Below are 23,216 nucleotides of genomic sequence, written 5' to 3' on the forward strand. Positions count from 1 at the left end.
GTTGACTGATGCACACGCCCCGAATGCGCGCGTGGCGAAGATAACGCGTCGACCGGGATCACGCCACGGCGCCCACTGCCGCTAAAGTGGGTGACCTTTTGTGAGGATTCCAGCATGACCCACCTGCCCGCCCTGGTCACCCTGCTCACCGTGCTGCTGCTGTTCGGCACCATGTGGGCCGTCGGCCACGCCCGCGGCAAGTACGCCATCAAGGCACCGGCCGCCAGTGGGCACCCCGCGTTCGAGCGCGCCTACCGGGTGCAGATGAATACGCTGGAAAGCACGGTGATGTTCCTGCCCACGCTGTGGCTGGCGGCGAGCTACGGCTTCAGCGGCTGGGCCGGCGTGGCGGGGCTGGTCTGGATCGTCGGCCGCGTGTGGTACGCGCTGGCCTACCTGCGGGATCCCGCCAAACGCGGCCCCGGCTACATGGTCGGCATGCTCGGCTGGGCCGCGCTGCTGGTGCTGGCCTGCATCGGCGTGGGCCGGGCCCTGCTGGCCGGCTGAGCGTTCGGCGCCTGTTCGAGGCTCTCAGGCCAGCAGGCCGGGAGCCATCGCGCTCACTACCCATACGCGATGCGGCACCGCCATCGGCTCGGTCGCGTGGTGGGCCGCCAGCATGTCGGCCAGCTCGGCGTCGAAGCGCATCACCTTCGCCTCGTCCAGCGTGGCGCCGATGCCGGCGCTGGCACGGATGCGGCCGCGCCAGTCCACGTGGCTGTACGGCACGTCCAGGTCGAACGAGTACGTGCGCAGGTCAATGAAGCCGACCTCGGCCACGTCCTTCAGCCACGCCGGGTACAGGCCGCTGCCGCTGTGCAGTGTCCAGCCCGGGTTATAGGCGAGGATCAGCCGCTCGGTGTCCTGCACCATGTTGCCGGCCAGCGGCACCCAGTCGAAATGCGCGATCAGCAGCCGTCCACCCGGGCGCAACCACTTGCGCACCAGCGCCGCCGTGCGCGGCCGGTCGAACCAGTGCCAGCACTGGCCGGCGGTGATCGCGTCGAACGAGGCGGCGGCGAACTCGGCGTTCTCGACCCGCGCGCGCACTTGCGTCACCTGCACGCCGGCGGCCCGGTCCATCTCCGCGGCCTGCGCCAGCAGCGGCGCGGAATGGTCCAGCCCGGTCACCTCGCAGCCACGCACGGCCAGGCCACGGGCGACCGTGCCGGTGCCGGTGCCCAGGTCGAGCACCGCGTCGCCCCGGTGCACGCTGCCGTCGGCGATCAGACGTTCGAAGAAGGCGTCCGGAAACCCCGCTCGATGGCGCGCGTAATCACTGGCTGTCCTGCCGAAATCGATGGCCATCGACACTCCCCCGTGGTCGCGTGCAGGCGATGTTACCGGGACGACCTTGCGCTGCAAGTGATTGTGGCACGGCCCTGCCGGTCGGCAGGGTTGCACGGCCGGCCCGCGAGACACTAGCGTGGAGGCGCACACTCCGCCGTTCTTCCGCCACAGGCATGGTTACCGCATGGAAGTCAGCAGCACCGAGGTTCCTCCGCTGTCGCCTCCAGACACGGTGCCCCCACCGAATCCAGGCAACCCCGCGCCCGGCCTGCGTGCCAGCGCGGGAATCATCGCCGCCTACTTCGCGCTGCAGTTCGCCGTGAGCATCGTGTTCGCGTCGACCATCAGTGCAATGGCCGCTTTCCGCCACGCCGGGCCAGACATCGACACGGCGATCCGCACGACGCTGGGGCAGCCCGCAATGCAGGCGCTGCTGGCGATCCTCTCGCTCGGCGTGGCCGCGCCACTGACCCTGTGGCTGGCACGCCGCACCTGGCCGGCGCTGTGGTCGCTGGCGCAGCCGCCGGGTTTCGGCTTCGCGCCGCCGCGCCAGCTGCTGTTCTTCGCGCTGGCGGTGGCGGCCGGACTGGCGGCGCCATTCCTGGGCGCCGTGCTGACCCAGTGGCTGGCCCACGGCCACACGGTGACCCAGGACATCCGGCAGATCGGTGGCAATACTCCGCCGGGCTTGCGCCTGCCGCTGGTTCTGGTGGTGGTGTGCGTGGGGCCGCTGGTGGAGGAACTGCTGTTCCGCGGCGTGTTGTTGTCGGCGCTGATGAAGCGCGTGCACGTCGGCTGGGCAGTGGCCGGCAGCTCGCTGCTGTTCGCACTGGTCCACCTGCCGGGGCTGCAATACCAGTGGTACGCGCTGCCGAACCTGATCCTGCTGGCGCTGTTGCTGGCCGGGTTGCGGCTGCGTTCGGGCTCGATCTGGCCGGCGGTGCTGGCACACGGCGTCAACAACCTGCTGGCCGTCGCCGCCTGGTTCGTGGCGGTCAACCCGCCGGGCTGATCCCGCCATGCCGCAGCAAGCGCGCGGTCTCGAACAGCGGCAAACCCATCACCCCGGAATAGCTGCCGTCGCGGTGCGCGACCATCGCCGCACCGCGACCCTGGATCGCATACCCGCCAGCCTTGCCGAACGGCTCGCCGGTAGCGACGTAGGCAGCGATGGCCGGCTCGTCCAGTGTGGCAAAACGCACCTGCGACACGCACACCTCGCACTGCTCGTCTAGCGCGCCGACCAGCCACACCGCCGAGATCACCGCATGCGTGCGGCCCGACAGCCGGCGCAACATTGCCGCCGCGTCGGCGGCATTGCGCGGCTTGCCAAACACCTCGTCGTCCAGCACTACTTCGGTATCCGCGCCGAGCACCCGCGCGTCGCCCGTGTGCGCCAGCGCAGCGAGGCCGGCGCGTGCCTTGTCGCGCGCCACCCGGCTCACGTAGTCCCGCGGCGATTCGCCCGGCGCGCGCCGCTCGGGCACGTCGACGTCGAGCACGGCGAAATCCACGCCGAGCTGTTCCAGCAACTGGCGCCGACGCGGCGATTGCGAAGCGAGGTAAAGCACTGGCGTCACAGCGTCAGGCTGTATTCGCAGAACTGGCGGTCGCGCTGCCAGCCCAGCGATTCGTACAGCGCCTGCGCCGGCGCATTGTCCAGCGCGGTGGACAGCGACAGGCTGGCCGCACCCAGTGCATGCGCATGCTCCGCCGCCGCCCGCAGCAGCGCCGCCGCCACGCCTTGCCGTCGCGCCGGCGCGGCCACGAACAGATCATTGAGCAGCCAGGTGCGCACGGTGCGCACCGAGGAGAACAGCGGATATAGCTGGGTGAAACCCAGCCCCGCGCCGTGCTCGTCCAGCGCCAGCAGGATCAGCGACTCGCGGTGATGGAAACGCTCCGCCAGGAAATCCCGCGCCCGCGCGAGATCCGCTGGCTGGCCGTAGAACTGGCGATAGCCGTCGAACAGCGGCGCCAGCGTGTCGAGATCGAGAATGGTGGCTTGCCGGATCTGGAAGGGCATGGTGGGCTCCGCTGGAGGTCAGGCACGATGATACGGATGGCCAGCCACGATCGTGGTGGCGCGGTACAGCTGCTCGGCCAGCACCAGCCGCACCAGCATGTGCGGCAGGGTCAGCGGACCCAGCGACCAACGCTGGTCGGCGCGCGCCAGTACCTCGGACGCATGGCCGTCGGGGCCACCGATGAGGAACGCCAGGTCGCGCCCGGCCATGCGCCACTTCGTCAGTTGTTCGGCCAGTTCCTCGCTGGACCAGCTCCTGCCGCGTCCATCGAGTGCGACCACGTGGGTATCGGGTGGCAACGCCGCGAGAATCGCGCTGCCCTCGTCCTGGATCGCCCGCGCATCGTCGCGGCCCTTGCCGCGATTGCCGGGTTTCAGTTCTATCAGTTCCAGCGGCAGCTCGTGCGACAGCCGCTTGCGGTATTCGGCAAAGCCTTCCGCCACCCAGCCGGGCATGCGTTCACCGACCGCGATCAGGCGCGCGCGCATGCCCAGCTCGTATCAGGTAAAACGCGCGAAGCGCCACGTTCGCTTCCTCTCCCGCCGGGAGAGGATTGAGGTGAGGGCCACGCTTGCGATATCGCTGGTACAAGAAGCTCAGCCAGCTTGCGCAGCGTCGATTTCCTGCCCGTGGTCACCCACCGTCCACAGCCGCTCCAGGCCATAGAACTCGCGAATGCGCGGCAGCATCACGTGGACGATCACGTCGCCCAGGTCGACCAGCACCCACTCGCCTTCGGTCTCGCCTTCCACGCCCAGCGGCATCACGCCCGCCTTCTTGGCGAACTTGCCCACTTCGTCGGCAATGGATTTGACGTGGCGGGCCGAGGTGCCGGAGGCGATCACCAGCAGGTCGGCGATGGAGGTCTTGCCGCGGACGTCGATCTCGCGCACGTCCTTGGCCTTCAGTTCTTCGAGCGCGTCGATGACCGACTTGCGCAGGGTGGCCGTGGTGACGGCCTTGTTGCTACGGGCTGTGCTCAAGAGGGCGGGCCTCGATGCGGGATCGCAGCGCAAAATGGCGCGGGCGCAGTATAACCGCCCCAGCGCAACGGCACGTCAAGACGCCAGGCGGCCCCGGCGCGGTCGTTCAATGCGCCAGCGTGCGCCTGGCCAGCCGGTATTCGTGCATCAGCCGCGCCACCAGCTCGGCGGCCGGCTGCGGGCGCACCAGCGCGGCGGCCTGGCCGCACCATTCGGACAGCAGGTCGCCGCGGCCGGCTTCGGCGGCGGCGCGCCGCAACGGTGCGGTCAGTGCATTCAGCACCGGATACGGCAGGCCCTGCGCCGCCTCGGGCATCGCCTCGACGAAGCGGTTGCGCAGGCCGCGGGCGGCGCGCCCGGAGAAGCCGCGGATGGTGGTTACCTGGTGTTCCTCGACCCGTGGCAGGTCCCGCTTCCATGCCTCGGCGGCCGAGCACTCCGGGCAGGTGAGGAAGGCGGTGCCGAGCTGGCTGGCCGCCGCGCCGAGCACTTCCGCCGCCAGCATGCCGCGACCGTCCATGATGCCGCCGGCGGCGATCACCGGAATGTCGACCGCGCGTGCGGCCAGCGGCAGCAGCGCGAACAGGCCGATCATCGCGTCCTCGGCCTCGTGCAGGAAACTGCCGCGATGGCCGCCGGCCTCGGCGCCCTGCATGGACACCGCATCGGCACCGGCCTCGGCCCAGGCGCGCGCCTCGGCCACCGTGGTGGCGGTGCCGATCACATGGATGTCGCGTCGGCGCAGCTCGTGCAGTTGCGCCGGGCTGATCACCCCGAACGCGAAGATCGCCACCGCCGGGCGCGCCTCGCACAGCGCGGCGAACTGATCGGAGAAGCGCGGCGCCCAGCGCGACGGCAGGCTGGTGCGCACGGCGAGGCCTTCGCGCGCCATCAGCGCGTCGAGCTGCTCGCGCGCCTTCGCCACCGCCGCCATGTCGGCTGCGAATTCGTCCGGCAGCACGAACAGGCCGATCGCATACGGCCGATCGCCGAGCGCGCGGATCTGCGCTGCCTGGTCGAGGATCGCCTGCGGCTCCAGGTAACCGGCGCCGAGTGCGCCCAGGGCACCCGCGTTCGACACGGCCGCCACCAATGCCGGCGGCGTCGAACCGGACATCGGGGCCTGGATCAGCGGATGCTCGATGCCGAGCCCTCTGGTGAACGACGTGTCCATGGCATGGCGACCCGCAGCGGAAACGGGCCAAGTATCCACCTCCGTGGCACGCGGCAAAAGCCGCCGGCCAGCCGGCGGTTACCCGGCGTGGTTCAGCCGCCCTGCCCGGCCACGATGTTCACCGTGATCGCGATGATGAACACGTTGAAGAAGAACGCGATCACGCTGTGCAGCAGCACCACACGACGCAGATAGCGGCTGGTGATCTGCACGTCGGACACCTGGAAGCACATGCCGATCACGATCGCGAAATAGACGAAGTCCCAGTAGTCCGGCTGTTCGGTACCGGGGAACTCCAGCCCGGTGTGCTTGTCGCCGAAGTCGCCGTAGAAACCGTGCGCGTAGTGCATCGCGAACATGGTGTTGAGGAACAGCCAGCTCAGCACCACGCTGGTTGCACCCACCGCCAGAGCCAGCACGCCGCCGACCTTCGCTGCATGCAGTTCGCTGCCCAGCGCCACCAGCACCACGGTCGACAGCACGATGCCGCTCCACAGGATGCCCCAGCGCCCGGTATCCTGCGCTTTCGCCTGGCTGCGCATGTGGGTGGTCGAGGCCTTGTTGAACAGGCGCGCCAGGATGCTCAGGAACACCACCGCGGCAAGGTCGAATGCCAGCAGGATCGCCGTGGCCAGCCGCAATTTCATGGTCACCAGTAGCGCACTGGTCACCAGGAAGATGAGCAGCGAGACGACCATCCGCGGGCGTGCTCTCACATAGTGGAACGGCCGCCAGCGGCGCTTCTTCGATTGGGTCGTCACACCTGCTTCGTCGCTACTCACACCAGCCTCCCTGCGACGCGGCCATCGGCGTCGGCAACGCCGCGATCATAGCGGGAGTTTCAGGCAAGCAGATCGCGTTGCTCCGGGTGTCGCTGTATCCACACGCTGGCATACGAACAGGCCGACGCCACCTTCCAGCCTTCGCCACGTGCCGCGGTGAACGCGGCCTGCACCAGCGCCGCTGCGATACCGCGTCCGCCGACGGCCGCCGGCACCCCGGTGTGGGTGATCGTCATCACGCCGGACACCAGGGTGTAGTCAAGATTGCAGCGAACGCCGTCCACCTGCGTCTCGAAGCGATGTGCCGCGCGATCATGCTCGATGACCAAGGACATGCGAACTCCGGAACGTTGAAGGCAAACTGCAAGCATACGGTCTGCGCAAGGCAACCCCGCGTGAAGCCCGGCATCCGATCCATTCGCGCCACCTGCATGAACGCCCCGGCATAGTGACCGCCTGTCCGTCGCTGTCCATCGGGAGAAGCCCATGAAGAAATCCGCATCCGCGCATTGGTCCGGCAGCATCACGGAGGGCCGGGGCACGATGTCGACCGACACCGGCGTGCTGCGCGAGGCGCCGTACGGCTTCAAGTCGCGCTTCGAGAACGGCCCGGGCACCAGTCCGGAGGAACTGATCGCGGCAGCGCACGCCGGCTGCTACTCGATGGCGCTGTCGCTGGGGCTGGGCAACGCCGGCTTCACCGCCGACGGCATCGATACCAGCGCGACGGTGACCCTGCTCAAGGACGGTGACGGTTTCAGCATCACGGCGGTCGCACTGACTTGCCGGGCCAGGGTTCCGCGCATCGACGCGGCTACGTTCGACAACATCGCGCAGGCGACCAAGCTGGGCTGCCCGGTGTCCAAGGTGCTGAAGGCCACGATCACGCTGGACGCCCGGCTGGAAAGCTGACTCAGGCAGCAACCTCCGTGCGGCGCATGGTTGCAGCGGCCTGGCGCCGCTGTTGCACCGCCTGCGCCAGCCGCCGCAGCACCTGCACCGAGCTGTCCCAGTCGATGCAGCCGTCGGTGATGCTCTGGCCGTAGCGCAGCGGCTGGCCGGGCTGCAGCTCCTGGCGGCCGCCGAGCAGGTGGCTTTCCACCATCACGCCGAGGATGCGCCGCTCGCCGGCGGCGATCCGCGCGGCGATATCCTCGACCACCCGCGGCTGGTTCTCCGGGTTCTTGCCGCTGTTGGCGTGGCTGACGTCGATCATCACCCGATCGGCCAGGCCGGCCTTGCCGATCGCGGCGCAGGCGGCGTCGACGCTGGTCGCGTCGTAGTTCGGCAGCTTGCCGCCGCGCAGGATCACATGGCAGTCACCGTTGCCGCTGGTGGCGGCGATGGCGGCCTGGCCGTCCTTGGTCACCGCCATGAAATGGTGCGGCTGCGACGCGGCCTGCACCGCATCCACCGCGATCTTCACGTTGCCGTCGGTGCCGTTCTTGAAACCGACCGGGCAGGACAGCCCCGAAGCCAGCTCGCGATGCACCTGGCTTTCGGTGGTGCGCGCACCGATCGCGCCCCACGCCACCAGGTCGGCGATGTACTGCGGCGTGATCATGTCGAGGAACTCGCAACCGGCCGGCACGCCCAATGCGTTGATGTCGCGCAGCAGGCCGCGGGCGATGCGCAGGCCCTTGTCGATCTGGAAGCTGCCGTCCAGGTCGGGATCGTTGATCAGCCCCTTCCAGCCCACCGTGGTACGCGGCTTCTCGAAGTACACCCGCATCACGATCTCCAGCGCGTCGCCCAGCTCGCGGCGCAACGGCGCCAGCCGGCCGGCGTATTCCAGCGCGGCGCGGGTGTCGTGGATCGAGCACGGCCCGATCACCACCGCGAGACGGTCGTCGTTGCCGGCGAGGATGCCGTGCAGCGCCCGTCGCGAGGCATCGACCGTGGCCATCGCCGCGTCGGTGACGGCGCAGTCGCGCATGACCTCGGCCGGTGTGCCGAGGCGGGTGATGGCGCAGATGCGCAGGTCGTCGGTGGCGTGCATGGCGGCTCTCCTGGAGGATTTTCAGGTGGCGGCCATAAAAAAACCGCCCTGGGGTGGCGGTTCGGTGTGGTTCTTTCGATCAGTTCAAAACGATCGCGTCCGCGCCGCCGCCGTTGGCTTCGGGTAGCCGTAAAACCAGAAATACAGGCGGGCGGTGGCGGAATACATGACGCCATTGATAACACAATGGACGTCCAAATCAAACTCTCGACCAACGAAACGCTAGACTGGCGGCATGCCTTCGCCCCTCGACCTGCTGACCCGTCCCGCCCGCGAACCGGTCCGCCGCTGGGTGCTCAAGGCCTTTCCGCGCCCTGATACCGGCGGCCTCGACTACGACCATCCGCACGGCGATCCCGGCCTGTTCGGGCCGCACAGCGCGACCTGGCGCGTGCATTCGGACTTCCCCGGCATGCTGGCCGGCGGCCTCGCCGCGCTGACCCTGCAGACGCTGCACCCGCTGGCACTGGCCGGGGTGTGGAACCACTCCAACTTCCGCGGCGACCTTCTCGGCCGGCTGCGCCGCACCACCGCCTTCGTGGGCGGCACCACCTATGCGCCGCGCGCCCAGGCCGAGGCGCTGATCGCGCACGTGCGGCAGATCCATGACCACATCACCGGCCACGGCGAGGACGGGCGCCCGTACAGCGCCAATGATCCCGACCTGCTGACCTGGGTCCACGTCAGCGAGGCGTACTGCTTCCTGCACGGCTACCGCCGCTACAGCCACATCGCGCTGCCGCCCGGGGCGGCCGACCGCTACTACGGCGAAGTGCGGCGGATTGCCGAAGCGCTGGGGGCACGCGACGTGCCCGCGTCCGAATGCGAAGTCGCCGACTACTTCCGGCGCATCCAGCCCGAACTGGCGTACACCGAACGCTCGCGCGTGGTGCTCGGCTTGCTGGCGCAGGTGCGCCTGCCGGTGCCGGCGGCCGGGCTGTCGCGCGACCTGTTCCTGTTCGCCGGCCACGCCCTGCTGCCGGACTGGGCCGTGGCGATGCTGGGCCACACGCCATGGCAACGGCGCCAGGCGCGGCTGGCAGCGCACGCGCTGTGGTCGATCGCGCCGGTATTCCGTGTCGCCCTGAAGGACGGCATCGCCAGCCGTGCCTGCCGGCGCATGGACGTGGCGCCGGAGCAGTTGTCGCGCTGGGCGTAGCTCCGCCCCGTCAACCAGCATTGACAGCGTCCCCCTATCGGCTAACGTCACCCGGTAACGTCAGCCGGGGGCGCCTGTGGCAACACTCATCCCAACCCGCAACAGCTGCCTGCCGCGCATGACCGGCGGCGAGAAACGCGTCTCCGAACGGCTGGAACAGAAGCTCGAAGACGACTACCTGCTGTGGTACGACGTGCCGGTCGGGCTGAAGCAGCGCCATCCGGATTTCGTGGTGTTCCACCCGCGCCGCGGCCTGCTGGTGCTGGAGGTGAAGGACTGGAAGGCCGACACCATCCGCCACGCCGACAGTACCCAGTTCACCCTGGTCACCGAGCGCGGCCTGGTGAAGGAGAACAGCCCGCTGCTGCAGGCGCGCGCGTATGCGCTGGAGATCGGCGTGGTGCTGGAGCGCGATCCGGCACTGCGTCATCCGGAAGGCTCCCGCCACGCCGGCAAACTGATCATGCCGTGGGCGTGGGGCGTGGTGCTGGCCAACATCACGCGCAAGCAATTCGACGAAGGCGCGCTGGGTGAAGTGCTGCCCGAGCACCTGGTGATCTGCCGCGACGAGCTGTACGAGACGGTCGACGCCGAAGCATTCCAGGAGCGGCTATGGGCGATGTTCCCGCAGGTGTTTCCGGTGGCGCTGACCTTGCCGCAGATCGACCGCGTGCGCTGGCACCTGTTCCCCGAGTTGCGGGTCGAGGCCGGCAGCGGCCAATTCGGCCTGTTCGGCCCCAGCGACGCCGCGGTGCGGCCGCTGGAGATTCCCGACCTGGTCAAGGTGATGGACTCGCAGCAGGAACAGCTGGCGCGCTCGATCGGCGATGAGCACCGGATCATCCACGGCGTCGCCGGCTCCGGCAAGACGATGATCCTCGGCTTCCGCGCGATGCAGCTGGCACGTGAACTGGGAAAACCCATTCTGGTGCTCTGCTACAACAAGACGCTGGCCGCGCGGCTGGAGCAACTCATCGGCGAACGCGGCCTGGGCGAGAAAGTGCAGGTCTACAACTTCCACAAGTGGTGCCGCAAGATGCTGGTGGCGTACCACGAGCCGCTGCCGCCCGGCAGCGGCAAGGCTTTTGCCGACGCGCTGCCGCCGGCAGTGATCGCCGGCGTGGACCGCGGCCAGATTCCGCGCGCCCAGTACGGCGCGGTGCTGGTCGACGAAGGCCACGACTTCGAGCCGGACTGGTACAAGCTGATCGTGCAGATGATCGATCCGGAAACCAATTCGCTGCTGGTGCTGTACGACGACGCGCAGAACATCTACGGCAACCCGAACCGCCGCAAGATCAGCTGGAAGAGCCTCGGCGTACAGGCGCAGGGCCGCACCACCATCCTCAAGCTCAACTACCGCAACACGCTGGAAATCCTCTCGGTCGCACGCACCTTCGCGCAGGACCTGCTCGCCTCGCGCCTCGACGAGGCCGACGGCGACGGCGTGCCGCTGATCGCGCCGGAAAGCGCCGGCCGCCGCGGCGCCGTGCCCGAGCTGGTGCGCACCGACACCGCGCGCGCGCAGATGGACGTGCTGATTGCACGGCTGCGCGACGAGCACGCGCATGGCCGTCCGTATTCCGCGATGGCGGTGATCTACCGCAACCAGTGGGAAGGCGAAAAGCTGCACGAGGTACTCAAGCAGTTGGACATCCCCAGCCGGCTCGCCGACAACACCGGCAAGCACACCCTGTTCGTGGTCGAGGACAGCGTCAAGCTGGTCACCATGCACTCCAGCAAGGGGCTGGAATTCCCGTTCGTGATCATCCCCGGCATCGGTGGCATGCCCAAGGAAGGCCAGAACGAGTCCGACGAAGCGCGCCTGCTCTACGTGGCGATGACCCGCGCCACCGAACACCTGCTGCTGATCCATCACCTCGACTCGGTGTTCTCCAAGCGCATCCGCGATTCGATCAACGAGGTCTCCGCGCAGCTGGCCGGCGGCTGAGCGCGGTTTCTACGCGGCCGGGTTCCGGTACGGCGCCAGCAGCGCCGGATCGTCGAACAACCCCGCCGGCAGCAGGTAGCGCGGGTCGCGGCCGGTGGCGAGCAGCTCACGGATGCGGGTGGCGGAGATTTCCAGCGGCGTCACCGCCAGCTCGATCACCTTGCCGGCGGGCCATGCACGCAGCTCCGCGGCGTCGGCGATGCGGCGGCCGGCCACTTCGCGCTCCAGCTCATCCGGCAAGCTGGCGGCAACCCCGGGTCGGCTCAGCACGCCGATGTGCGCCGCCTCGAACAGCTCGCGCCAGCGATGCCAGCTGGCGAGGCCGGCGAATGCATCGGCGCCGAGCAGCAGCACCAGCGGGCGCCCGCCCTGCTCCGCGCGCAGCTCGTATAGGGTGTCGATGGTGTACGACGGGCCGGCGCGATCCAGTTCGCGCGTGTCGAGCGTGAGCCGCGACTGGCCCTGCAGCGCGGCACGCAGGATCGCCACCCGCTGCGCCGCCGATGCGATCGGCGGCGCACGGTGCGGCGGCACGCTGGCCGGCAGCAGGCGCACCTCGGCGTCGAGCAGTTCGGCCGCTTCCCACGCCACGCTGAGGTGGCCCAGGTGCACCGGGTCGAAGGTGCCGCCGAACAGTGCCAGTGGTTTGTTTGCAGTGTGTGGCAAGAGCTACCCCTCCCCAGCCCTCCCCTGCACGCAGGGGAGGGCGCAATCAGGCGAGCGCGCGGGCGGCGCGTGGTTCGGCGATGGCGGCGATCAGCCGTTCGGCTTCCTGCCACGGGTTGCCCTGCTCGCGGCCCTTGACCATGCGGTCGATGCGCGCGGCGCGGGCCAGGCATTGCAGCCAGTGCTCGCGCGGCGCGCGGCGCAGCGCCTGGCGGAACTGCTGCGCGCGGCTGTCCCACAGGTGCTCGGCCTTGGCCTGCGCGGTAAAATCCGGCGCATTGGCCAGGCGCAGCGCCAGCTGCAATTGATTGACCAGCCAGCCCATCAGCGCCAGCAGTTCGTCGCCCTCGGAACGCAGCCCGGCGAGGACGCGCAGCGCACGCGCGCCGTCGCCGGCAAAGGCGGCATCGGTGAGCTTGAACACGTCGTAGCGCGCGCTGTCGGCGACCAGGTTCTCCATCTCGGTGGCGTCGATGCGGCCCTCACCGTGCAGCACGACGAGCTTGTCGACCTCCTGCGCCGCGGCCAGCAGGTTGCCTTCCACGCGCTCGGCCAGCAGCGCCACCGCATCGGGCGTGGCGGACAGGCCACGCGAGGCGAGCCGTGCGCCGAGCCATGCGCCCCACTGATCCGGCCGCGGCGAGTTGAACACCACCATGGTGCCGCTGGCGTCCAGCTTCCTGCTCCAGGCGCCGTCGTGCTTGTTGCTCCACTCCATCGCGGTGACCAGCAAGGTGACGTCCGGCGGCGGATCAGCGCAGAACGCGCCGATCGCCTTGGCGCCGTCGATGCCGGGGCGGCCGGTGGGCAGGCGCAGGTCGATCAGCCGGCGGGTGGCGAACAGCGACATGCCGGCCGCCGCACGGGCCAGGTCGTTCCAGTCGAAATGCTGGCCGACCTCGAGCACTTCACGCTCGCTGTAGCCCAGCTTGCGCGCCCGCGCGCGCAGCGCATCGGCAGCTTCCAGCACCAGCAGTTGCTCGCCGGCCAGCAAGTAGACCGGCTGCAGGCTGTCCGCCGCCAGCGCCTTCTGCCATTGGCCGGGATTGAGCGGCATCAGTGCGTGCTGGCAGCGCTTGCCGGTGCCGCCAGCTCATGTTTGCCGGCGGCCTGCAGGCGGAACAGGATCGCCTGCACCATGTCGTCGTTGAGGCTGCGCTGGATCTCCTCCACCTGTGAGGCGTTGCCGACCGTGTTGGTCGCGTCGTAGCTGTACTCGCGCGACATGTCGATGCGCTGGTGCGGCACCAGCACCTGCCCGGCGGGATCGAGCACGTCGAACTGCACCTGGTAGCGCACCGCATACTCGGTGATGCGCACGTAGCCGCCGGCGCTCAGCGTCTCGGTGCTGAAGGCCGCCACCGGCACGCGCAGCTCGGCGATGCCCGGACCGCTGTCGTCCTCGACGGTGACGCCGGAGGTCTGCAGCGCACGGGCCAGATGGCGCTCGAACTCGCTGCCGCCATTGACGGTGAGGTGCACCCGCTGCATCTCGGGCGGCAGGGTCGCGTTCTCGCGCAGGTGGAAACCGCAGGCGCTTAGTGCAAGCGCCGTGGCCAGCAGCAGCGAGGCTTGGAACAGGCGGCGCGCTTTCAAGAAGCTCATGGATTTCATCCTGCGACGATGTTGACGATCTTGCCGGGTACCACGATGACCTTGCGCACCGTCATGCCTTCCAGGAAGTGCGCCACCTGCGGCTGGGCCAGCGCCAGCGCCTCGGTCGCTTCCTTCGAGGCGTTGGCGGCAACCTCGATGGTAGCGCGCAACTTGCCGTTGATCTGCACCGCCAGGGTCAGCGTGTCGCGTACCAGCGCGGATTGATCCACCTGCGGCCACGACTGGTCTTCCAGCACGCTCTCGGCATGGCCGAGTACCTGCCACAGGGCGTGGCTGACGTGCGGCACCACCGGGTTGAGCAGCAGCACCATCGCCTCCAGCGCCTCGTGGCGCACGGCGCGGCCCGACTCGCTCGGGTCGTTGAACTTGCCCAGCGCGTTCAGCAGTTCCATCAGCGCGGCGATTGCGGTGTTGAACGCGTGGCGCCGGCCGAAATCATCGCTGACCTTCTGGATCGTTTCGTGCAGCTGGCGGCGCAGGGCCTTCTGGCCCGCGTCCAGCGTGGTGGGATCGGTGACCGGATGGTCGGGTCCCGCCGCGTGCGTGGTCACCTCTCGCCACAGCCGCTTGAGGAAGCGCGCCATGCCCTCGACGCCGGCCTCGCTCCATTCCAGCGACTGCTCCGGCGGCGCGGCGAACATCGAGAACAGCCGCACGGTGTCGGCGCCGTACTTGTCCACCATGGTCTGCGGGTCGATGCCGTTGTTCTTCGACTTCGACATCTTCTCGGTGCCGCCGATCTTCACCGGCTGGCCGTCGGCCTTGAGCAGCGCGCCGATCACGCGCGCCTTGTCGTCGCGCCGGATCTCCACGCTGGCCGGGTTGATCCAGTCCTTCGAACCGTCGGCATTGTCGCGGTAGAACGTCTCGGCGATCACCATGCCCTGGCACAGCAGGTTTCGCGCCGGCTCGTCCGAATGCACCATGCCCGCGTCGCGCAGCAGCTTGTGATAGAAGCGGAAATACAGCAGGTGCATGATCGCGTGTTCGATGCCGCCGATGTACTGATCGACCGGCAGCCAGTAGTTCGCGCGTTCGTCGATCTGCACGTTTGCACCGGGGCTGGTGTAGCGCGCGTAGTACCAGCTCGACTCCATGAAGGTGTCGAAGGTGTCGGTCTCGCGCTCGGCCGGGCCGCCGCACTGCGGGCAGGTGGTCTTGCGCCACTCGGGGTCGGCCTTGATCGGCGACTGCACGCCGCTGAACGCCACGTCCTCGGGCAGCACCACCGGCAGCTGGTCTTCCGGCACCGGCACCGCCTCGCACTTCGGGCAGTAGATCACCGGGATCGGGCAACCCCAGTAGCGCTGGCGGCTGACGCCCCAGTCACGCAGGCGCCAGTTCACGCGGCGCTGGCCGTTACCGGCCGCCTCGAGCAAGCCGGCGATGTAGTCGAAGGCGGCGCGGTAGCCCTTGCCGTCCATCGCGCCGGAGTTCACCACGCGCATGTCGGCACGGGTCTTGTCCGAATACCAATCCTGCCAGGTGGCCGCGTCGTAACTCTCGTCGCCGGCGGCGATCACCTGTTTGATCGGCAGGTCGTACTTGTGCGCGAACTCGAAATCGCGCTCGTCATGGCCAGGCACCGCCATCACCGCGCCGGTGCCGTAGCCCATCAGTACGAAGTTGGCCACCCACACCGGCACCTTGTCGCCGCTGACCGGGTGGATCGCGTACAGGCCGGTGGCCATGCCGCGCTTGTCCTGGGTCTCGAGCTCGGCCTCGGAGACGCCGCCATGCTTCAGCTCGTCGAGGAACGCCGCCAGTTGCGGGTTACCCTGCGCCGCCTTGTGCGCCAGCTGATGCTCGCCGGCGATGGAGACGAAGGTGACGCCCATCAAGGTGTCGGGGCGCGTGGTGAACACGGTCAGCGGCTCAGCCTCGCCTTCCACCGCGAAGTGGATGTCCAGGCCCTCGCTGCGGCCCAGCCAGTTGCGCTGCATGGTCTTCACCGCGTCGGGCCAGCCCGGCAGCGTGTCCAGCCCGTCGAGCAGCTCCTGCGCGTAGTCGGTGATCTTCAGGAACCACTGCGGGATCTCGCGTTTCTCCACCACCGCACCGGAACGCCAGCCGCGGCCGTCGACGACCTGCTCGTTGGCCAGCACGGTCTGGTCGACCGGGTCCCAGTTCACCACCGCGTTCTTGCGGTAGGCCAGGCCCTTCTTCAGCAGCCGGGTGAACATCAGCTGTTCCCAGCGGTAGTAGTCCGGCCGGCAGGTGGCGAACTCGCGGCTCCAGTCGATCGCGTAGCCGAGCGACTTCAGCTGGCTGCGCATGTGCTCGATGTTCGCGTAGGTCCACTTCGCCGGCGCGGTGTGGTTCTTGATCGCGGCGTTCTCCGCCGGCAGGCCGAACGCGTCCCAGCCCATCGGCTGCAGCACGTTCTTGCCGTTCATGCGCTGATAGCGGCTGATCACGTCGCCGATGGTGTAGTTGCGCACGTGGCCCATGTGCAGCGCGCCGGACGGGTACGGCAGCATCGACAGGCAATAGAACTTCGGCCGCGCGGCGTCCTCTTTCACCTCATAGGCGCGCTGCGCGTTCCAGTACTGCTGCGCGGCGGCTTCCACGGCCTGCGGGCGATAGGCAGCGTCATCCTGTTCGGGGGAGGTCGGGGCTTGAATGTCCTGCATGATTCCGGTGCCGTTGTTGCGGTTGGTGCGAGCTGGCCCAAGCCGGCTGCAGTGAACTGATCAGACTAGCCCAGCGCAGGCCGGGCGCCAAGCCTGCAACCGTCAGCCCGACGGGCAGGCCGGCGCCTGGCCAGCGCCCAGCGCGCGCGCCGCGGTGGCGATCTGTGCCGCCAGCCGGGCGATCGCACGCTGGTGGCCCTGCACCAGGGCGGGATAACCCGGCCCCACCGTTTCGCTGACCCGGCTGGTGCAGGCCAGCGTGGCGGGCTGGGCGCCATGCAGCAGGCGCACGCTCCAGGCCGCCTCGATCAAGGCGTAGCTGCCGGGCGCGGAATCGAACCGGCGCAGGTCCAGCTTGATCCGCAGCAACGGCTTGCCGTTGCCAGGCAGGCCGCTGACGTCCTGGCTTCCCAGCTCGCGCGCCAGGTCGGCCGACAGCGCGCTGCGCAGCTCGTCGCCGAGTGGGGCGATCCAGCGTTCGCTGCCAAGCAGGGCCACGCCCTGCCCGCCTTCGCGCACCACCAGTTGCGGCTGGTCGACCTGCGCCGGCACGCCGACCGGCAGCAGTTCGAACGGCAGCGACGGCGCGGTCGATGCCGGCGCCACCAGTCCGCTGGCTGACGAGTCAGCCGGTGCCACCAACGTGTAGTAGTGCAACGGCGCCGAAGCGCAGGCTGCCAGCAGCAGACCGGCCGCCACGCCTACCAGATGCCTTCCGCTACGGATCATGGCTTGCTCCCTTGCACTGGCTGAGTCGTCGTGGGCGTGGTGACGGGTTTCGTGTCGGCCGGCTTCGCGTCCGGGCGGCGGCCGCGGATCAGCGCCTCCGGATGGCCGCCCAGGTAATCGGTCAGCACGCGCAGCGAGCGCGCCATGCGCTGCAGCTGTTCCAGCGTGGCGCCCAGGTTCTGCTGCAACGGCGAGTCGCCGGCCAGTGCCTCGTTCGCCGTGCCCATGGTCTGCTGTACGCCGTGCAGGGTGTCGTTGAGCGCCGGCAGGGTCTGGCCGTTGACCTGCTTCAGCGTGCGGCTGAGCCCGGCCAGGCTCTGGTCCAGGTTGCGCCCGATGCTGTCGAACGGGACTTTGTCGAGCTTGTCGACGATCCCGGCCATCTGCTCCTGCAGCTTGTCGAAGCTGCCGGTCACGGTCGGGATGGTCAGCGGTTTCGCGGCCGGGTCGAACGCCACCTTCGGCGTCTTCGGGATGAAGTCCAGCGCCACGTACAACTGGCCGGTGAGCAGGTTGCCGGTGCGCGCCTGCGCACGCAGGCCGTGCTCGACCAGGCGCCCGATCATCTGCGACAGGTCGGGATTCTCGCCGTGCGCCTTGGCCAGCGCCTCCAGCTTGTCGTAGGCGGCGCCCAGGCGCTGCGGATAAACCACCGCGCCGACCAGCACCGGGAAACGCTGCTTCTGCTCGTCGTAGTCCAGCCGCACCGACACCACCTTGCCGATGTTGATGCCGAGGAACTCCACCGGCGCGTCCACTGCCAGCCCGCGCACCGACTGCTCGAAGCGCATGCGGATGTAGTGCGGCGTGCCGTCCGGCGGCGCCATCGCGGCGGTCTGGTCGCCGAACAGTTTGTACTCGTTGTCCTCCGGTGCCGGCGTGCTGTCGTGCGGCCCGGGCGGGTCCTGGAACGCCACGCCGCCGGCCAGCACGGTGGCCAGCGACTGCGTGTTGAGCTTCAGCCCGTTGGCGCCGAGCGACACGTCCACGCCACTGGCGTTCCAGAAGCGCGAGGAGCGGGTGACGAAGCGGTCGTTCGGGCCGTCGATGAAGACATGCAGCGACACGCCCTTGCCGTCCTTGTCCAGTTCGTAGGACGCCACCCGGCCCACCTGGATGCGCCGGTAGTACACCGGCGAGCCGATATCGAGCGAGCCGAGGTCGTCGCTGTGCAGGACGAAGCTGCGCCCCGGCGCTCCGTGGTTCACCGCCGGCGGCAGCTCCAGCCCCTTGAACTCATCCTCGTAGTCGTTCGAATCGCCCACGTCGGCGCCGATGAAGGCGCCCGACAACAGGGTGTCGATGCCGGACACGCCGCCCAGCCCGATCCGCGGACGCACCACCCAGAAGCGGGTGTCTTTGGTGGCGAAGCCCTCGGCGCTCTTCTCCAGCGCCACGTTGACCAGCACGTGGCTGCGGTCGCCGCTCAGGTGGATCTTGTTGACCCGTCCGATCACCACGTTCTTGTACTTCACCGGGGTCTTGCCGGCGTCCAGGCCCTCGGCGCTCTGGAAGCTGATGGTGATCTGCGGGCCGGCCTGCAGCCAGTTGTTGATCACCAGCGACAGCCCGACCAGCGCCGCCAGCGCCGGGATCAGCCAGATCAGCGAGGCATTGAAGCGGCGCCGCTTCACCACCGGCCGCGGCAGTTCGCCGCCGCCCGGCGGGCCTTGTTCGATGGGCTTGTCGTCAGTCATCAGAATCCTTGCCATCCCAGATCAGGCGGGGGTCGAAACTCATCGAGGCCAGCATGGTCAGCACCACGGTCAGGCCGAAGAAGATCACGCCGGGCAACGGCTCCACCAGGCTCAGCACGCTGAAACGCACCAGCGCGGTCAGCAACGCCACCACGAACACGTCCAGCATCGACCAGTAGCCGATCAGCTCGACCAGTCGATAGAGTCTTGCACGTTGCGGCCGCGCCCAGCCGCTGCCTTGCTGGCTGCTCACCAGCAAGGTGCCCAGCGCGAGGAACTTCAGCACCGGCACCACGATGCTGGCGGTGAACACGATCACCGCCAGGTTCGGCGAGCCCTTCACCCACAATTCCACCACGCCGCTGATGATGGTGTTGTCGTCCACGTCGTTGAGGCTGGCGGTGCGCATGATCGGCAGCACGTTGGCCGGGATGTACAGGAGGAACGCGGCGATCAGCAGCGCCCAGGTGCGGCGGTAGCTGTCCGGCTTGCGCCGGCGCAACGTGCTGCCGCAGCGCGGGCAGGCCATCGCGTCGTCCACGCCGTCGCCGTCCAGCTGCGGGTCGCCGGGCACGTTGCGGCACACCAGCCCGCACACCGTGCAGGCGATCAGGCCCAACTCGGCGGCGCGCGGCAGGGCGCTCACGCGGTCGACTCCGGCACGTCGTCCCACAGCTGGCGCAGGTCCACCCCGGCGAAGATGGTGATCAGCAGGGTCAGCGCCGCGTAGGCGTAGATGCCCGGGTCCGGCGTCACGTCGAAATAGGTATGCGCCTTGACGATCGCCACCAGCGCACCGAGCACGAACACCTCGCTCATCGTCCACGGTCCAAGCCGGTACAGCGCCACCATCAGCCGCACGAAGCCCGGCGCGCGCCGCCCGGCCCGGGCGAACCACAGCAGCCAGCCCAGCAGCAGCATCTTCAGCAGCGGAAAGAAGAACAGCGTGGCGGCCACCAGCACCGACACCACCTTGGCCTGCTCCTGCCACATCGCGATGATCACGCCCCACAACGTGGTGCTGCTCTGCTGGCCGCTCAGGCCCAGCGTCACGATCGGCCACATGTTGGCCTGCACGAACACGATCATCGCGGTCAGGATCAGCGCCAGCATCGCGTTCACGCCCAGCGCGTGATGGCGCTCCAGCTCCGCCTGGCAGCGCGCGCACGTCGCCACGTCGCCGCGCGCCAGCGTGCGCCGGCGATAGACCGTATCGCATTGCTCGCAGATCAACAGCGTTTCAGGTGAACCCATGCGCATGCAGCCGGTGCCTTGCTTCGGCGTGACGATCCGCGGATTCTCGCAAATCTATCGTGAACGCGCCGCTTGATATGCTGCGCCGCGACCCTGATCTGAACCGGCACCTGCCGAGCTGGAGTTTCCCGTGACCGATGCCGCCGCCGTTTCCCCTGTCTTCGACGTGGACCAGCAGACCTTCGAAGCCGACGTGCTGCAGGCCTCGCTGACCACGCCGGTGCTGGTGGATTTCTGGGCGACCTGGTGCGAGCCGTGCAAGACGCTCGGCCCGATGCTGGAAAAACTCGCCGCCGAGTACCACGGCGCGTTCCGGCTGGGCAAGGTCGACGTGGACACGCAGCAGGAGCTGGCCGGCATGTTCGGCATCCGCAGCATTCCCACCGTGGTGCTGGTCAAGGACGGCCAGGTGCTCGACGGCTTCACCGGCGCGCTGCCCGAAGGCCAGCTGCGTGAATTCCTGTCGCGCCACGTGCAGCCGCTGGAAGCGCCCGCCGAACCCGCCGAAGTAGCGGCCGTGGCGGAAACCCCGGAGCTGGCGATCAGCCGCCTGCAGCAGGCGATCGCCACTGAACCGAACCGGCCCGAACTGAAACTCGACCTGGCGCTGGCACTGATGCGCGCCGGCAACGTCGCCGCCGCCGAGGCCGAGCTGGCCGCGCTGCCAGCCAACCTCGCCACCGACGCGCGCGCCATGCGCCTGCGCAGTGAACTGGAACTGGCCCACGCACTGCAAGACGCTCCCGGCATCGCCGAACTGCAGCAGCGCGTGCAGGCCGACGCCAGCGACTGGGCCGCCCGCGACCAGCTCGGCGTGCATCTGCTGCTGCAAGGCGACGCCGAAGCGGGCCTGGAACAATTCCTCGTCATCCTGCAAAAAGCCCGCGACTGGAACGACGGCCAGGCCAGGAAACGCCTGCTCGCCGCCTTCGCCACGCTGGACGACGCCGAACTGGTCGGCCGCTACCGCCGACGGATGGCCTCGCTGCTGTTCTGACCCGTCCGCTGGAACGCGACGTGGCACAGGGCGGGCACGGCCCGCCAGTCCCCGGCTTTCCGGCAACACGAAAGCGGCGGACAGTGTCCGCCCTGCCGAAAAGCGTATCCATACTGGCGCGTACGTTCGGGTATGATCGCCCCTCCCCCGCCTGGACCAGCCCCGCATGCGCGCATCGACTTTCCGTCGCCTGCTCAACCTGTGGCCACCCTACCTGTTCAGCGGCATCCGCGTGCTGTCGATCAGCGACGACTACACCGAGGCGAAGGTGGTGCTGCGGCTGCGCCCGTGGAACCGCAACTACGTGAAGAGCCAGTTCGGCGGCAGCCTGTTCGCGATGGTCGACCCGTTCTGGATGCTGCTGGCGATGCACCAGCTCGGCCGTGACTACTACGTGTGGGACAAGGCCGGCACGATCGACTTCGTCGCGCCCGGCTACGAGGATGTTTACGCACACTTCAAACTCGAAGCCGGCGTGGTCGACGAGCTGCGCGCCGCTGCAGCCGGCGGCGACAAGGTGCTGCGCTGGTTCGAGACCGAGGTGACCACCGCCGGCGGCAAGCTCATCGCCGTCGTGCGCAAGCAGCTCTACGTGCGGCTGAAACCGAAGGCCCGGTAATCGCGCAAGGCGCCCCGCCTGATTCGCACGAGCGCGGAAAAAATCACAGCATCCCCGACACCGGCGCCTTGCTCCTCCCCCTGCTTGCAGGGGGAGGTTGGCGACCGCAGGGAGTCCTTCAGGTGAGGGGGTCGCTCCATGCGCGGCAAGAGCACCCCACCCCAGCCCTCCCCTGCGACCGAAGGAAGTCCCTTTGGGACAAGCAGGGGAGGGAGAAAGGCGCCCTTGACCCCTCCCCTACACCGGCCGTCCGCATAATCGCCGCAACGAACCTGCGGACAGCACCATGACCCTGGTCGACACCCTGCTGCAACGCGCCCGGCATCTGGCCCCGGGCAGCTTCGCGCTGGTGATGGCCACCGGCATCGTCTCCATCGACGCTAGTCAGCACGACCTGCCGTGGGTAGCGCGGGCGCTGCTTGCGCTCAACCTGCTCGCCTTTGCCTGGCTGCTGGCACTGAGCCTGCTGCGCCTGGCGCGCTTCCGCCACGAACTGGTCGCCGATTTCGTACACCCCGGCCACGGCGCCGGCTTTCTCACCTTCGCCGCCGCCACCTGCGTGCTGGGCAGCCAGTGCCTGCTGGTGGTGCATTGGCCATGGGCGGCGCGTGGGCTGGCGGTGGCCGGAGCGCTGGCCTGGGCGCTGCTGACCTATCTGTTCCTCGCCGCCGCCATCACCGCGCGGATCAAGCCCGGCTTCACCCGCAGCATCAACGGCGGCTGGCTGGTCGCGGTGGTGGCGACCCAGGCATTGGCGGTGCTGATTACCCTGCTGCTCGCCGACGATCCCGCGGCCGGTGCCAGCTGGCTGTTCGGCGCGCTGTGCCTGTACCTGCTCGGTGCCGCGCTGTACCTGCTGATCATCACCCTGGTCGTCTACCGCATGCTGTTCTTCCCGCTGCGTGCGCGCGAGTTCACCCCGCCGTACTGGATCGACATGGGCGCGCTGGCGGTGACCACGCTGGCCGGCAGCCTGCTGGTGATCCACACCCCGGCGAGCGGCGCGCTGGCCGCGCTGCTGCCGTTCGTGAAGGGCTTCACTCTGTTCTTCTGGGCCACCGCAACGTGGTGGATTCCACTACTGGTGTTGCTGGAAATCTGGCGCCATGGCCAGCGCCACGTGCCGCTGCGCTACGAAACGGACGACTGGGACATCGTGTTCCCGATCGGCATGTACACCGTGGGCACCTACGCGCTGGCGCAGGCGCTGCAGCTGGATTTCCTGCGGGTGATTCCGGCTGTCGGCGTCTATGTCAGCCTGCTGGTGTGGGCGTTGGTGGCCGGCGGGGCGCTGTTGCGCGGGTATCGCGGTTTTCGCGTTGGCGGGCGGCGGCATCCGTTGCGGTGACGATGCAATCCGCATCTTGCAGGAGCGACTTCAGGCGCGATGCTCCTGGCTGTTTCCGCATGCATGGCGAAGAGCTTTCAGAGCAAGAGCTTTCGTCCTCCTTCGGAGGGCGAGTCACTTTCTCTCGCTTGCCCGAGAGAAAGTAACTCGGCTGCCGCAGGCAGACGAAAGCTTTTGCTCTGATGGTCCACCAAGCAGGAGCATCGCCCGCGAGCGGGCTCCTGCAAAGGTATTCGTTGCAGGGCAAAGTGCGATGCCTGCCTTCGCAGGCATGACGGATGTGGGAGGGCG

Annotated in this window: 25 protein-coding genes; 8 read left to right on the forward strand and 17 right to left on the reverse strand. The window is 68.6% G+C overall.

The genetic code is table 11. From position 1 onward, the window contains the following. Positions 1-114: 114 nt before the first annotated feature. The gene (locus IMW82_RS05610; RefSeq protein WP_211004042.1) at positions 115-507 is read left to right on the forward strand and encodes an MAPEG family protein; all 393 of its coding nucleotides are present in this window, start codon (positions 115-117) and stop codon (positions 505-507) included. 24 nt (positions 508-531) lie between these two features. Here the strand turns inward: IMW82_RS05610 and IMW82_RS05615 are convergent, their stop codons facing one another. Further along, positions 532-1,308 carry a class I SAM-dependent methyltransferase gene (locus tag IMW82_RS05615; RefSeq protein ID WP_108472485.1) on the reverse strand — a complete coding sequence of 259 codons (777 nt, stop codon included), beginning with the start codon at positions 1,306-1,308 and terminating at the stop codon, positions 532-534. A 166-nt stretch (positions 1,309-1,474) separates the two neighbouring features. On the opposite strand from IMW82_RS05615, the gene IMW82_RS05620 reads away from it, so the two are divergent. Next, the gene (locus IMW82_RS05620; RefSeq protein WP_108472484.1) at positions 1,475-2,302 is read left to right on the forward strand and encodes a type II CAAX endopeptidase family protein; all 828 of its coding nucleotides are present in this window, start codon (positions 1,475-1,477) and stop codon (positions 2,300-2,302) included. On the opposite strand, the gene IMW82_RS05625 is transcribed toward IMW82_RS05620, so the two are convergent. The 7 genes from IMW82_RS05625 to IMW82_RS05655 form a co-directional block, all read right to left on the reverse strand. After that, complete coding sequence (locus IMW82_RS05625; protein ID WP_108472483.1) at positions 2,286-2,861, reverse strand: Maf family protein; 576 nt, start codon at positions 2,859-2,861, stop codon at positions 2,286-2,288. The genes IMW82_RS05620 and IMW82_RS05625 overlap by 17 nt on opposite strands. 5 nt (positions 2,862-2,866) lie before the next feature. Further along, positions 2,867-3,316 carry a GNAT family N-acetyltransferase gene (locus IMW82_RS05630; RefSeq protein ID WP_108472482.1) on the reverse strand — a complete coding sequence of 150 codons (450 nt, stop codon included), beginning with the start codon at positions 3,314-3,316 and terminating at the stop codon, positions 2,867-2,869. A gap of 18 nt (positions 3,317-3,334) precedes the next feature. Further along, entirely contained in the window at positions 3,335-3,805 is a 471-nt protein-coding gene (gene rlmH / locus IMW82_RS05635; protein ID WP_108472481.1) for a 23S rRNA (pseudouridine(1915)-N(3))-methyltransferase RlmH, read from the reverse strand. Positions 3,806-3,913: 108 nt separating this feature from the next. Continuing rightward, a complete protein-coding gene (rsfS, locus tag IMW82_RS05640) occupies positions 3,914-4,300 on the reverse strand; it encodes a ribosome silencing factor (RefSeq protein ID WP_108472480.1) in 387 nt (128 codons plus the stop codon). 106 nt (positions 4,301-4,406) lie between these two features. Then, positions 4,407-5,474: a nitronate monooxygenase family protein gene (locus IMW82_RS05645; RefSeq protein ID WP_108472479.1), complete on the reverse strand. Its 1,068-nt coding sequence runs from the start codon at positions 5,472-5,474 to the stop codon at positions 4,407-4,409. A 92-nt stretch (positions 5,475-5,566) separates the two neighbouring features. Continuing rightward, on the reverse strand, positions 5,567-6,172 hold the full coding sequence (locus tag IMW82_RS05650) for a DUF1345 domain-containing protein (protein WP_108472478.1): 606 nt from the start codon (positions 6,170-6,172) through the stop codon (positions 5,567-5,569). Positions 6,173-6,315: 143 nt separating this feature from the next. Further along, positions 6,316-6,591 carry a GNAT family N-acetyltransferase gene (locus IMW82_RS05655; RefSeq protein WP_108472477.1) on the reverse strand — a complete coding sequence of 92 codons (276 nt, stop codon included), beginning with the start codon at positions 6,589-6,591 and terminating at the stop codon, positions 6,316-6,318. A gap of 151 nt (positions 6,592-6,742) precedes the next feature. On the opposite strand from IMW82_RS05655, the gene IMW82_RS05660 reads away from it, so the two are divergent. Continuing rightward, a complete protein-coding gene (locus IMW82_RS05660) occupies positions 6,743-7,168 on the forward strand; it encodes an OsmC family protein (RefSeq protein ID WP_108472476.1) in 426 nt (141 codons plus the stop codon). Between the two features lies 1 nt (position 7,169). On the opposite strand, the gene IMW82_RS05665 is transcribed toward IMW82_RS05660, so the two are convergent. After that, the gene (locus tag IMW82_RS05665) at positions 7,170-8,255 is read right to left on the reverse strand and encodes a 3-deoxy-7-phosphoheptulonate synthase (protein ID WP_211004043.1); all 1,086 of its coding nucleotides are present in this window, start codon (positions 8,253-8,255) and stop codon (positions 7,170-7,172) included. Positions 8,256-8,490: 235 nt separating this feature from the next. Here IMW82_RS05665 and IMW82_RS05670 point away from each other — a divergent pair, with 235 nt between their 5' ends. Next, positions 8,491-9,414, forward strand: coding sequence for an oxygenase MpaB family protein (locus IMW82_RS05670; RefSeq protein WP_108472474.1), 924 nt, complete (start codon positions 8,491-8,493; stop codon positions 9,412-9,414). 76 nt (positions 9,415-9,490) lie between these two features. Then, positions 9,491-11,365 (forward strand): NERD domain-containing protein/DEAD/DEAH box helicase, encoded by a 1,875-nt coding sequence (locus IMW82_RS05675; RefSeq protein ID WP_199909862.1) that lies wholly within the window; start codon positions 9,491-9,493, stop codon positions 11,363-11,365. 9 nt (positions 11,366-11,374) lie between these two features. On the opposite strand, the gene nadD is transcribed toward IMW82_RS05675, so the two are convergent. The 8 genes from nadD to IMW82_RS05715 all read right to left on the reverse strand — a co-directional run bounded on the left by nadD (position 11,375) and on the right by IMW82_RS05715 (position 19,967). Next, on the reverse strand, positions 11,375-12,031 hold the full coding sequence (gene nadD / locus IMW82_RS05680; RefSeq protein ID WP_108472472.1) for a nicotinate-nucleotide adenylyltransferase: 657 nt from the start codon (positions 12,029-12,031) through the stop codon (positions 11,375-11,377). Between the two features lie 46 nt (positions 12,032-12,077). After that, a complete protein-coding gene (gene holA / locus IMW82_RS05685) occupies positions 12,078-13,088 on the reverse strand; it encodes a DNA polymerase III subunit delta (RefSeq protein WP_211004044.1) in 1,011 nt (336 codons plus the stop codon). Next, positions 13,088-13,636, reverse strand: a complete 549-nt coding sequence (gene lptE / locus IMW82_RS05690) for an LPS assembly lipoprotein LptE (protein ID WP_211004045.1) — start codon at positions 13,634-13,636, stop codon at positions 13,088-13,090. Before lptE ends, holA begins: the two co-directional genes overlap by 1 nt. 5 nt (positions 13,637-13,641) lie before the next feature. Then, entirely contained in the window at positions 13,642-16,281 is a 2,640-nt protein-coding gene (gene leuS / locus IMW82_RS05695) for a leucine--tRNA ligase (RefSeq protein ID WP_211004046.1), read from the reverse strand. Positions 16,282-16,383: 102 nt separating this feature from the next. Next, positions 16,384-17,010 (reverse strand): PqiC family protein, encoded by a 627-nt coding sequence (locus tag IMW82_RS05700; protein WP_211004047.1) that lies wholly within the window; start codon positions 17,008-17,010, stop codon positions 16,384-16,386. After that, positions 17,007-18,707, reverse strand: coding sequence for an MlaD family protein (locus IMW82_RS05705; protein WP_211004048.1), 1,701 nt, complete (start codon positions 18,705-18,707; stop codon positions 17,007-17,009). The genes IMW82_RS05700 and IMW82_RS05705 overlap by 4 nt, the downstream gene beginning before the upstream one ends. Further along, positions 18,700-19,353 (reverse strand): paraquat-inducible protein A, encoded by a 654-nt coding sequence (locus IMW82_RS05710; protein ID WP_108472466.1) that lies wholly within the window; start codon positions 19,351-19,353, stop codon positions 18,700-18,702. Before IMW82_RS05710 ends, IMW82_RS05705 begins: the two co-directional genes overlap by 8 nt. Then, positions 19,350-19,967 carry a paraquat-inducible protein A gene (locus tag IMW82_RS05715; protein ID WP_108472465.1) on the reverse strand — a complete coding sequence of 206 codons (618 nt, stop codon included), beginning with the start codon at positions 19,965-19,967 and terminating at the stop codon, positions 19,350-19,352. Before IMW82_RS05715 ends, IMW82_RS05710 begins: the two co-directional genes overlap by 4 nt. A 124-nt stretch (positions 19,968-20,091) precedes the next feature. Here IMW82_RS05715 and trxA point away from each other — a divergent pair, with 124 nt between their 5' ends. From trxA to IMW82_RS05730, 3 genes are all read left to right on the forward strand, one after another. Next, positions 20,092-20,958, forward strand: a complete 867-nt coding sequence (trxA, locus tag IMW82_RS05720; RefSeq protein ID WP_211004049.1) for a thioredoxin — start codon at positions 20,092-20,094, stop codon at positions 20,956-20,958. 166 nt (positions 20,959-21,124) lie between these two features. After that, positions 21,125-21,577 (forward strand): DUF4442 domain-containing protein, encoded by a 453-nt coding sequence (locus IMW82_RS05725; RefSeq protein ID WP_108472463.1) that lies wholly within the window; start codon positions 21,125-21,127, stop codon positions 21,575-21,577. Between the two features lie 286 nt (positions 21,578-21,863). After that, the gene (locus tag IMW82_RS05730; protein ID WP_211004050.1) at positions 21,864-22,925 is read left to right on the forward strand and encodes a tellurite resistance/C4-dicarboxylate transporter family protein; all 1,062 of its coding nucleotides are present in this window, start codon (positions 21,864-21,866) and stop codon (positions 22,923-22,925) included. The last annotated feature ends 291 nt before the right edge of the window (positions 22,926-23,216 follow it).

The organism is Rhodanobacter sp. B2A1Ga4 (assembly GCF_018101315.1).
Taxonomy (GTDB): Bacteria; Pseudomonadota; Gammaproteobacteria; order Xanthomonadales; family Rhodanobacteraceae; genus Rhodanobacter; species Rhodanobacter thiooxydans_A.